This window comes from Pseudaquabacterium rugosum (genome assembly GCF_038066575.1).
Taxonomy (GTDB): Bacteria; Pseudomonadota; Gammaproteobacteria; order Burkholderiales; family Burkholderiaceae_C; genus Pseudaquabacterium; species Pseudaquabacterium rugosum.
The window spans coordinates 26,016-36,909 of the sequence record NZ_JBBUTF010000015.1 but is presented as its reverse complement, the minus strand read 5'-3'; the positions used below and the strand labels follow the sequence as shown (position 1 = coordinate 36,909).

General features: G+C 73.4%; 7 protein-coding genes and 1 pseudogene. 7 read left to right on the top strand and 1 reads right to left on the bottom strand.

Annotated elements, in window-relative coordinates; genetic code table 11:
- Positions 1-165: 165 nt before the first annotated feature.
- Positions 166-1,758: a glutamate--cysteine ligase gene (gene gshA / locus AACH11_RS16355; RefSeq protein ID WP_341375320.1), complete on the bottom strand. Its 1,593-nt coding sequence runs from the start codon at positions 1,756-1,758 to the stop codon at positions 166-168.
- A gap of 421 nt (positions 1,759-2,179) precedes the next feature.
- Here gshA and AACH11_RS16350 point away from each other — a divergent pair, with 421 nt between their 5' ends.
- The 7 genes and pseudogenes from AACH11_RS16350 (at position 2,180) to AACH11_RS16320 (ending at position 10,791) form a co-directional block, all read left to right on the top strand.
- Positions 2,180-2,884, top strand: coding sequence for a PEP-CTERM sorting domain-containing protein (locus tag AACH11_RS16350; protein ID WP_341375319.1), 705 nt, complete (start codon positions 2,180-2,182; stop codon positions 2,882-2,884).
- A gap of 241 nt (positions 2,885-3,125) precedes the next feature.
- Positions 3,126-3,986, top strand: a complete 861-nt coding sequence (locus AACH11_RS16345) for a sterol desaturase family protein (protein ID WP_341375318.1) — start codon at positions 3,126-3,128, stop codon at positions 3,984-3,986.
- A gap of 72 nt (positions 3,987-4,058) precedes the next feature.
- The gene (locus AACH11_RS16340; RefSeq protein WP_341375317.1) at positions 4,059-6,254 is read left to right on the top strand and encodes a putative bifunctional diguanylate cyclase/phosphodiesterase; all 2,196 of its coding nucleotides are present in this window, start codon (positions 4,059-4,061) and stop codon (positions 6,252-6,254) included.
- A 48-nt stretch (positions 6,255-6,302) separates the two neighbouring features.
- Entirely contained in the window at positions 6,303-7,259 is a 957-nt protein-coding gene (locus AACH11_RS16335; RefSeq protein ID WP_341375316.1) for a LysR family transcriptional regulator, read from the top strand.
- A gap of 108 nt (positions 7,260-7,367) precedes the next feature.
- Entirely contained in the window at positions 7,368-8,948 is a 1,581-nt protein-coding gene (locus AACH11_RS16330) for an acyclic terpene utilization AtuA family protein (RefSeq protein WP_341375315.1), read from the top strand.
- A gap of 200 nt (positions 8,949-9,148) precedes the next feature.
- A pseudogene (locus AACH11_RS16325) lies at positions 9,149-9,484 on the top strand (AtuA-related protein); the annotation flags it as partial.
- A gap of 275 nt (positions 9,485-9,759) precedes the next feature.
- Positions 9,760-10,791 carry a Bug family tripartite tricarboxylate transporter substrate binding protein gene (locus AACH11_RS16320; protein WP_341375314.1) on the top strand — a complete coding sequence of 344 codons (1,032 nt, stop codon included), beginning with the start codon at positions 9,760-9,762 and terminating at the stop codon, positions 10,789-10,791.
- Positions 10,792-10,894 lie beyond the last annotated feature (103 nt).

The window sequence follows — 10,894 nt, the reverse complement described above, 5'->3', positions numbered from 1 at the left end:
GAAAGACGAACCACGGATGCACAGCCCAGGACGCACGCGCCACCCGGCGTGTGCGCCGGGCCCGTCCGCGTGGGTTCGTCCTGCTTATCGGCGGCCGTGCGGCGGGCTTGAGCCCAGGGTCGACCCGGATGGGATCGGCGCGCCGGGCCGTGGCGGGCGGTCTGCTCAGCCGTCGACGGCGACGGCAGCAGCGGCGACGGCAGGCTCGGCCGCCGTGGCCTGCACCTGCAGGCGCGCCGGATCGACGTAGGCCAGACGCCAGCGCTCGAAGTCACCGTCCTGGGGCGCGGCATCGATGCGGGCCTGCGCGGCCCGCGAGGCCTCGGCCTGCATGGCGTGCTCGCGGGCCTGCGCCGCCGTCCAGGGCAGGGCCAGCAGGCGGGCGCGGATCTGCTCGGCACGCTGGGTGATGAACGTGTTGTAGCAACAGCCGGACGGCTGCTGCAGGGCCTGCAGCACCCGGGCCGAAGGCAGACCGGCCGGGTCGTCGAGCGCGGCACGGGCAGCCGCCAGCGCACGGCCATGGTCATCACCGCCGCGCGTCTCGTCGAGCCGCGCGGCGATCGGCACCATCTCGTCGAGCAGCTGGGCCGCCCAGTCGACCAGCGGCAGCGTGTCGTCACCGCGCTCGAGCAGCAGGCCCGGCTCGCGGCCGCGCGCGGCGGTGCGGTGCTGGTTGCGGCCCAGCGCGCGGATCTCCTCGGGCGTGTCCGGCGGGCTGTCGGCCAGCAGGCAGTGCAGCAGGAAGATGTCGAGGAAGTGCATCGTCGACTCGGCGATGCCGACGTCGACGAAGGGATCGAGGTCCATGCAGCGCACCTCGATGTACTCGACCCCGCGCTCGCGCAGCGCGTGCAGCGGGCGCTCGCCCTGGCGGATCACCCGCTTGGGCCGGATCAGGCCGTAGAACTCGTTCTCGATCTGCAGCAGGCTGGTGGCCAGCTGGTTGTAGTCGCCACCGGGGTTGCGCACACCCACCGTCTCGTAGGCCGGCCACGGGCGCACGAGGGCATCGTGCAGGGAGTCGGCATAGCGCTCCAGGCAGTTGTAGCTGACGGCCAGCGAGGCCTGCGCCTCGCTCTGGTAACCCAGCCGGCCCATGCGCAAGGACGTGGCCCAGGGCCCGTGCAGGGTCGGGCTGCCGTCGCGCAGCGGCACCAGCTCATGCGGACGGTCCGCGACGAAATCGCTGCAGACCGCGGGCGAGGCACCGAACAGCCACAGCAACAGGAAGGCATGGCGCCGGAAGTTGCGGATCAGCGCGAAGTGCTGCGCGTTGTCCAGCCCCGGCAGCGACCAGTTGTAGTGGATGCCGGAGATGGTCTGCATGCGCCGGCCGTAACGGTGGCCCAGACCCATGCGGTAGATGCTCTTGGCGCGGCCGATGTGGCTGTTGCCGTAGCGCGCCAGCGGGATCGTCTCGTCGGTCGGCAGCCCGCAGGGCATGCTGCCGACCCACAGGCGCTCGGCCTCATCACCGCGGCCGAGCGCGTGGTAGACGGCCTGATGCAGCTCCGTCAGCTCGGCCAGGGCATCGGCGGCATCGCCGTGCACACCGGTGATCAGTTCGAGCTGGCTCTCGCTGTAGTCGGTCGTGATGTGCGGGTGGGTCAGGGCCGAGCCGAGCGCGGCCGGATGCGGGGTCAGGGCCAGTCCACCGCCGGGCAGACTGCGCAGGCTTTCCTTCTCGAGGCCGCAGCGCATGCCGCGCAGCTGCGCCGGCGTCAGGGACTGGGCGCGGGCGTGCAGTGCGGTCACGGGGCTCTCCTCGGATACGTCTTCAGGTTCTTCGGCGTCATCGTCCCCCGCACGGTAGCAGAACACCCATGACCGTGACGTGGACAGGCCGACCCCGGAAATTGGAGCGCGGCTTATCTCAAAAAGTCATCAAGAACCACCCTCCGGATGCGCGGTGTCGACGCCGGATGTGACCGGTTTCACGATAACGGACACCGATCCGAAGCTGGCCGTCGGCCGTCTTTACACCCGCCCCGGGTCTGCCCTGATGTCTGGCCGCAAACCCCTGAAAACAAACACTTTTCGATCGCTGGCACGGTGAATGCTTTGCTGTATCGGGTTGTCAGAAACTCTCTCGCAACCGTATCCGCCCCGTTCAGTGCCTGTCCCAGGCCCAGCGACGGGTCCGGTTGCAGGTATCAGTCGTAGGAAAGGTTTCATCATGTTCAATATCAAGAAGGTCGCCGCCGCTGTCACCGTCGCCCTGTGCGCCGTCCCCAGCTTCGCCGCCATCGTCAGCAACGGCTCGTTCGAGTCGGCCACCGGCGTCGCCAGCCGTGTCACGACCAACGTGACCGACTGGAGCAGCGTGGCCGAGTTCGCGTTCGTCGCCAACAGCACCACCCTGGGTCTGGGCAACAACACCAGCTGGGGCAACTTCGGTGCCATCGACCTGCTGGCGGCCACCACCAGCCCGGACGGCGGCAACTTCATCGCGATCGACGCCGACTTCCTGAACAACGGCGCGCTGTCCACGACCCTGTCCGGCCTGACCGTCGGCGAGTCGTACACGCTGAGCTTCTACCAGGCCGTCGCCAAGCAGTCGGTCGCCGGCAACAGCGGCGCCGTCTGGTCGGACTGGCAAGTCAGCGTCGGTGGCAACGTCATCGGCACCAGCACCCAGCAGACCGCGTCGACCAGCAACGGCTTCTTCTCGGGCTGGCTGCTGCAGACGATGACGTTCCAGGCCACCGCCGCTTCGGAAACCCTGAGCTTCCTGGCCCAGGGCGGCCCGACCGGCCTGCCCCCGTTCGTCCTGCTGGACGGCGTGAGCGTGACCGCCACCGCCGTGCCCGAGCCCACCATGCTGGCCCTGGTCGGCCTGGGCCTGGCTGGCATCGGTCTGTCGCGTCGCAAGCGCGCCTGATGGCCGCGGTCGCCTCGCCCGCCTGTCGCAGGCGGACGTCGTGACCGATGCACCGACATCGCCCGGCCTGGCCGGACGGTGCCGGTGCTGATCCTGGACAGGGGTGCCTCCGGCACCCCTGTTCCATTTCCGGGATCCCCTGCGCGCCGGCCCTTGCGTCACGTCAGCGCGTGACGGTTTGCGCCCGCGTGTGGAGGGTGATCCCCGATGCCGGCCATGACCGGCGGCTACAGTCCGGAACATGTCCTCGTTCAACATCGTGCTGCAGGATCTGTTGCGGCTGTGCACCTGGCTGCTGCTGCTGGCCCTGGTCTTCGTGCCACTGGAGCGCCTGTTCAGCCAGCAGCGCGGGCCGCTGTGGCGCCGCCAGAGCCTGACCGATCTGGGCTGGTACTTCGTCAACGGCCTGCTGGTGCAGCGCTGGGTGCTGGCGCTGCCGCTGATCGGCCTGACGCTGCTGGTCCATCGCATCGTGCCCGCGGCCTGGCACGAATGGGTCGCGCAATGGCCACTGGCGGTGCGCCTGGGCGCCGCGCTGGTCGTCGGCGACATCGGCGCCTACTGGGGTCACCGCATCATCCACGAGCGACCGCTGCTGTGGCGCTTCCATGCCGTCCACCACAGCGCCGAGCGGATCGACTGGCTGGTCAACACCCGGGCCCATCCGCTGGACATGGCCTTGATGCGCTTTTCCGGCATGGTGCCGATCTACGTCATCGGCCTCGTGCCCCAGGGCAGCGGCGCGACCGAACCGGTGGTGCTGATCTACATGATCACCGGCACCGTCTGGAGCTACTTCGTCCACGCCAACGTGCGCTGGCGCTTCGGCTTCCTGGAGCAGCTGGTGGCCACGCCCTTCTTCCACCACTGGCACCACACCAACGACCGCCCCGAGCTGCACGACCGCAACTACGCGGCGATCTTCCCGTGGATCGACCGGATGTTCGGCACGCTCTACCTGCCGCGGGACTGGCCGCAGCGCTATGGCTGCGACACCCCGGTGGCGCCGACGCTGCTGGGCCAGCTGACCCAGCCTTTCGGCCAGACGCCGGCGGCGGCAACCGGCACCGGGCCCTCAAGTCCGGCCGCGGACGGCCGATAGCCTCCGAAGCGCGAGTCTCGGACCTGTCGACGGATCCCCCGTGAACCGGGACGCGCGCGGCCGCTGCGCGTCATGCCCGCTCCAGACCGTCCCGTCCCCGATCGACACCCCCCGGCCCCGGCCAGCCCGGACGGCCGGCCACGTCTGCTGCTGGTCGACGACGAGGCGGTCTTCCGCCAGCTGACCCAGGCGATGCTCGAATCCGCCGACTGGAGCGTGCGGACCTGCAGCAGCGCCGAGGAAGCGCTGCAGTCCCTGCAGACCGAGAACCCGGCCCCGGCCGAGGTCGTGCTGATGGACATCGGCCTCGGCGGCATGGACGGCATCGAGGCCTGCCGCCGCATCCGCCAGCACCATCCGGCCTGGCCGCCGGTGCTGCTGCTGACGGCCGACACCGCGCCCGAACTGCTGCAGCGCGCCTACGCCGCGGGCGCCGTCGACTTCATCACCAAGCCCGTCGACTGGGATCTGCTGGACCTGCGGCTGCGGCGCGCCCGCGCCAGTGCCGGCGAGCAGCGCGAGCTCGCCAGCAGCCGGGCGCGCCTGCAACGCGCGCAGAAGCTGGCCCGGCTGGTGAGCTGGCAGCTCGATGCCGACGGGCGCCTGCATGGGGCCGAGGCCCTGTCCGCCCTGCACCGCTGGCCCGGCCGCCCCCGCGGCCGCCATGCCCCCCTGACCGAAGCCGGCATCCACACCCTGCTGCCGCTGCTGCGGCACGCCGACCGCCAGCGCCTGCTCGAAGCCCGCCAGCGCGCGCTGCACGAGGGCCGGCCCTATGCGCTGCAGTACGAGCTGCAGCTGCCCGACGGGGCCTGCCGCACGCTGGTCGAACGCGGCATCTCGGTGCGCGACCGCCACGATCCCGGCCGCCGGGTCGAAGGCGTCACCCAGGACATCACCGAGCGGGTCAGCACCGAGCGCCGGCTGCGCCAGCTCACCCGCTACGACGACCTCACCATGCTGCCCAACCGCAGCCATTTCACCGAGCTGTGCGCGGCGGAGCTCGAGCGCGCACGCGCCAACGGCCGCGGTTGTGCCCTGCTGCACCTGGACATCGACCGCTTCCGGTCCGTCAACGACGCGCTGGGCCGCACCGGGGGCGACCAGGTTCTGGCCACGCTGGCGCAGCGCCTGCGCACCGCGATCCGCCAGACCGGCGGCGACGCGCGCGACCCGGACGATGCCGGCCTGCACGACCGCATCGCCCGCCTGGGGCCGAACGCCTTCGGCGTGCTGCTGGGCGGTCTGACCGAGCCGACGCTGGCCGCCGCCGCCGCCGAACGCCTGATCCGGGAGGTGCAGCGGCCGCTGGAGATCGACGGCCGGCGGCTGCAGCTCGATGCCGGTGCCGGCATCGCCCTGTCACCGCGCGACGGCATGCGACCGACCGAGCTGCTGGCCCATGCCGAGCAGGCGCTGTACGCCGCCAAGCGGGCCGGCCGGGGTCGGCTGCAGGTCTACGATCCCGGCCTGCATGCCGAGGCCCAGGCCCGGCTGCAGCGCGAGCACGAGCTGCGCCAGGCGATCCAGGGCGGCCAGCTGCGGCTGCACCTGCAGCCCAAGGTCGACAGCGTCAGCCGCCGGATCATCGGGGTCGAGGCCCTGGTGCGCTGGCAGCATCCGCAACGCGGCCTGGTGATGCCGGGCGAGTTCATCGGACTGGCCGAGGAGACCGGCCTGATCGCGCCGCTGACCGACTGGGTGCTGGAGGCCGCCTGCCGCACGCTGCACGACTGGCGACGCGACGGCCGGCCCGGACTGCCGATCTCGGTCAACGTCGCCGGCCCGCAGCTGCTCGACGATGCGCTGTACCGCCGGATGGACGAGCTGGTGCGGCGCCACGACGTCCCGCCGCAGCTGCTGGTCGTCGAGGTCACCGAATCGATGCTGATGGCCGACACCGATGCGGCGATCGCCAGCCTGGACCGGCTGCGCCAGCGGGGCTTCCGCCTGTCGCTGGACGATTTCGGCACCGGCTGGTCCTCGCTGGCCCAGGTCAAGCGCCTGCCGCTGGACGAGCTCAAGATCGACCGCGCCTTCATCCGCGATCTGGCCTGCGGCCCGCGCGACAGCGCGCTGGTGGCCGCCATCATCACCCTGGCCCGGCTGCTGGACCTGCAGGTGGTGGCCGAGGGCGTGGAGACGCCGCAGCAGGCGGCCGTGCTGCGGCAACTGGGCTGCAGCCTGCACCAGGGCTTTCTGTACGCGCGACCGGCGCCGGCCGGGCTCGATCTGCCCGACATCGCGGGGCGGGTCGACGGCAGCTGATCGACGCCCACCGCTGGCCGGTCGCCGGTCACCGCGACAATCCACCCGGTGAGCCTGCCGCCTTCCGTCCTCGGCCTGTCGCTGCGCCAGCTGCAGGCCTTCGCCACCCTGGCCGAGACCCGCCACTTCACGCGGGCGGCCGGTCTGTGCCACCTGTCGCAGCCGGCCTTCAGCGCGCAGATCCGTGCGCTGGAGGACAGCCTGGGCACGCGGCTGTTCGACCGCGACACCCGCAGCGTCACGCTGACGCCCGAGGGCGAGCACTTCCTGGCCGCCGCCCGGGCCCTGCTGGCCGACGCCGGCAGTGCCTGGCAGGACCTGCAGGAGCGGGTCCTGCGTGAACGCGGCCGCGCCACGCTGGCCCTGCTGCCGGCGCTGGCCGCCGGCTGGCTGCCGCCGGTGCTGGCCGCCTTCAACGCCCGCCATCCGGGCATCCAGGTCGCGGTGGCCGACGTGCTGTCCGAGCACTGCGTCGAGCAGGTGCGCAGCGGCCGCGCCGATCTGGCGCTGGCCGCCAGCCCGCCGGCCGATGCCGAGCTGCTGGTCGAGCCCTTCTGCCGCGACGATTTCCGCCTCGTCTGCCGGCGTGACCATCCGCTGGCCGCCCAGGCCGAACCGCTGCCGCTGCAGGCGCTCGCCAGCCAGCCCTTCATCCATCTGGCCCGCCACAGCAGCGTGCGCCAGCACCTGGAGCAGGCGCTCTACCCGCAGGTGCCGCCGCCGCGGCTGGAGCTGGAGCAGCTGGCCAGCGTGGCCGGCATGGTGCGCGCCGGACTCGGCATCACCGTCGTGCCGCGGCTGACGCTGGCGCAGTTCGACCATCCCGAGCTGTGCGACCGCGCGCTCGACGCGCCCGGGCTGCGGCGGCAGATCCACGTCGTGCGCCACCGCCGGCGCAGCCTGTCGGCGGCCGCGCGCGCCTTGCTGGAGCATCTGGAGGCGCACCGGCCCGCCGACGCGGAGGGCAGCGACGCGGCACCGCTGCGGGACAACCCGCAGCATTGATCGGCGCCGACGATCCATTGATCCGAAGCTCCGATTTCCCTGCCGGCGGCCACCGGCCTAGAGTGCGTTCCCCGAGGAGCCGGTCGACGGCTTCCGCAACCGAACGACATGAGCCCACCCCTGCCCCTGCACATCGGCGCGGCCGCCGGCTTCTCCGGTGACCGCACCGACGCCGCCCGCCCCGTCGTCGACAGCCTGCTGCGACGCGATGGCGCCCGCGTGCTGATCTTCGAGACCCTGGCCGAGCGCACGCTGGCGCTGGCCCAGCAGGCGCGCCGCGCCGATCCGCAGGCCGGCTACGAGCCGCTGCTCGACGCGCTGCTGCGGCCGGTGCTGGCCGACTGCCTGGCCCACGGCATCCGCATCGTCAGCAACTTCGGCGCCGCCCATCCGCAGGCGGCGGCAGCCCGCATCCGCGCGCTGGCGGCCGAGCTGGGCCTGCGCCGCCCGCGCATCGCCGTGGTCAGCGGCGACGATCTGTCCGACCCGGCCCACCACGCGCTGCTGCGCGAGGCACTGGCCACCGCGCCGGCCTTCGATCCGGGCACCGGCGCGGGCGGCGACGCCGGCACGGACACGGGCAGCGACCATCGCATCGACACGACCAGCACGGCCGACCGCTGGTGCGCCGATGACGATGCCGCCCCCGCCACCGGCCCGCACACCCCGGCGGCCGGCCGCCGCGCGCCGACCGGCCGGACGGCCCCCGCCTGGCCGGCCGACGCCCCGATCGTCAGCGCCAACGTCTACCTCGGCGCCGAGGGCATCGCCGAGGCCTTGCGCGCCGGCGTCGACATCGTCGTCACCGGCCGCGTGGCCGACCCGGCCCTGGTGCTGGGCCCGGCGCTGGCCCACTTCGGCTGGGCCGCCGACGACTGGGACCGCCTGGCCGGCGCCACCATGGCCGGCCATCTGCTGGAGTGCGGCGCCCAGGTCTGCGGCGGCTACTACGCCGACCCCGGCTACAAGGACGTGCCCGGGCTGGCCCGGGTCGGCTTTCCGCTGGCCGAGCTGTTCGACGACGGCAGCTGCATCGTCGGCAAGGCCGAGGGCACCGGCGGCCGGCTCGATCTGCACACCGTGACCGAACAGCTGCTCTACGAGCTGCACGACCCCGGCGCCTACCTGACGCCGGACGTGGTCGCCGACATCCGCACGGCCCGGCTGGAGGCCGTCGGTACCGACCGCGTGCGGCTGAGCGGCGTGTGCGGCCATCCGCGCCCGGCCACGCTGAAGGCCAACGTGTTCCGCCCCGGCGGCTGGATGGCCGAGGGCGAGATCTCCTACGCCGGCCCCGGCGCCGAGGCCCGCGCCCGCCTGGCCGGCACCGTGCTGCGCGAGCGGCTGGCCGATCTGGCGCCGCTGGCGGGCGACGATGCGGACGACCCCGCCGCAGCCCCACGCCTGCGGCTGGACCTGATCGGCGTGGCCAGCGTGCTGGCCGACGATGGCGGGCGCTGGCTGGACGCGCTGCCGGCCGGCGAGGCCACCGACGTGCGCCTGCGCGCGGCCACCCGCCAGCCCACGCGCGCGGCCGCCGAGCGCCTGACGCGCGAGGTGACCGCCCTCTACACCTGCGGCCCGGCCGGCGGCGGCGGCGTGCGCACCGCGCTGCGCGAGCGCCTGGCCACCGCCAGCTGCCTGCTGCCGCGCGCCCACATCCACACCCGGGTCGAGATCGACGCATGACGCCCAGCCCCGCCCACGCAGCCGCCCTCACGGCCGGCGCCGCCGCCATCGCCCCTCCGGCGACCGCCGTGTCCGCCCCCTGTTCGGCTCCGTCATCGGCGCCGTCATCCGCGCCCCCGTCCACCACCGCGCCCGACACGGCCAGCCGCCCGGCGACCGACGCCGCGGCCTGCACGGCCCCCGCCACCGCCCGCCAGCGCGTGCCGCTGCGCCAGGCCGCCCACGGCCGCACCGGCGACAAGGGCGACCGCAGCAACATCAGCCTGATCGCCTGGGATCCGGCGCTCTACCCGCTGCTGGTCGAGCAGATCACCGCCGCCCGCGTGGCCGCGCACTTCGCGGCCCGCCGGCCGCGGCGCGTGCAGCGGCATCTGCTGCCGCAGCTCGGCGCGATGAACTTCGTGCTCGACGCCGCGCTCGACGGCGGCGTCAACGACGCGCTCAACCTCGACAGCCACGGCAAGGCGCTGTCCTTCCACCTGCTGGACCTGACGCTGGACGTGCCCGCCGCGCTGCTGCCACGGCTGCGCCGGCCCGACCTGCTGCCCGTGCCGCCGTCCCGCACGTCCCGCACGCCCCACACCATGGACGACGGCCCGGCGGCCGGCTGAGGACCCCTCCTGGCCACCGCCCCCGGGCGCCGGTCCACCGCCTGCGCATCCACCGCCACGTCCCCACGTCCCCGGCCCCACCTCCCCGGCCACCCGCCGACCACCCACCATCCACCGGCGGCCACCCAGCGGTGGCCCCTGTTCCCCCGTTCCCCACCCCGGGCCGACCGCAGCCCGACGACACGACCCCGGAGACACCGATGACCGATGCCACCCACACGCCGACCCGGCGCCCGGCCACCGCCCGCCGCCACCTGCTGCACACCGCGGTGCGGACCGGCCTGACCCTCGCCCTGGGCAGCACCGCCCTGCTGCCGGCCGCCCAGGCCCAGGCCACCCGATTCCCCGACAAGCCGATCACCTTCGTCGTGCCCTTCGCCGCCGCCAGCGCCACCGACCAGCTGGCGCGCGCGCTCGGCCAGGCCGTCAGCGAGGCGACGAAGCAGCCGGTGGTCATCGACAACAAGGCCGGCGCCAGCGGCATGCTGGCCACCCAGGCCGTGGCCCGCGCGCCGGCCGACGGCCACACCGTGCTGATCGCCACCAACACCACGCACGCGGCCAACGAGCACCTGTTCCGCAAGATCGGCTATGACCCGGTCAAGGACTTCGCGCCGATCACCACGCTGGCGCGCGGCGGCCAGGTGCTGGTGGTGCGCACCGACGCGCCCTGGCGCAGCGTGGCCGAGCTGGTGGCCGCGGCGCGCAAGGCCCCGGGCAAGCTCAGCTTCGCCAGCGGCAGCGCCAGCAGCCGCGTGGCCGGCGAGCAGTTCAAGGACCTGTCGGCCACCGACATCCTGCACGTGCCCTACAAGAGCAACCCGCAGGCGCTGACCGACCTCATCGGCGGCCAGGTCGACCTGATGATCACCGACACCGCCACCGGCGTGCCGCACATCAAGGCCGGCAAGCTGCGCGCGCTCGGCTACAGCACGCACAAGCGCAGCCCGCTGCTGCCCGACGTGCCGACGATCGAGGAGGCCGGCGTCAAGGGCTACGAGATGAGCTACTGGTTCGCCGCCTACGCGCCGGCCGGCACGCCGCAGCCGGTGGTCGCGCGGCTGAACGAGCTGCTGCAGGCCGCGGTGAAGAGCGCCTCGGCCAAGGCCTTCTTCGAGTCCGGCGGCGCCGAGGCCTGGGCCGGCGGTCCGGCCGAGCTGGCGAAGTTCCAGGCGGCCGAGACCCAGCGCTGGGGGCGCATGATCAAGGCGGCCGGCATCGAGCCGGAGTGAGCGCCAACCGGCGTCACCGCCGCGATCGGGCCGGGTCCACGGCGGCGCCCGCCGCCACCGCACCCGGCCTCGACCGGCCCTGCGAAAGACACTGAAGTCCGCG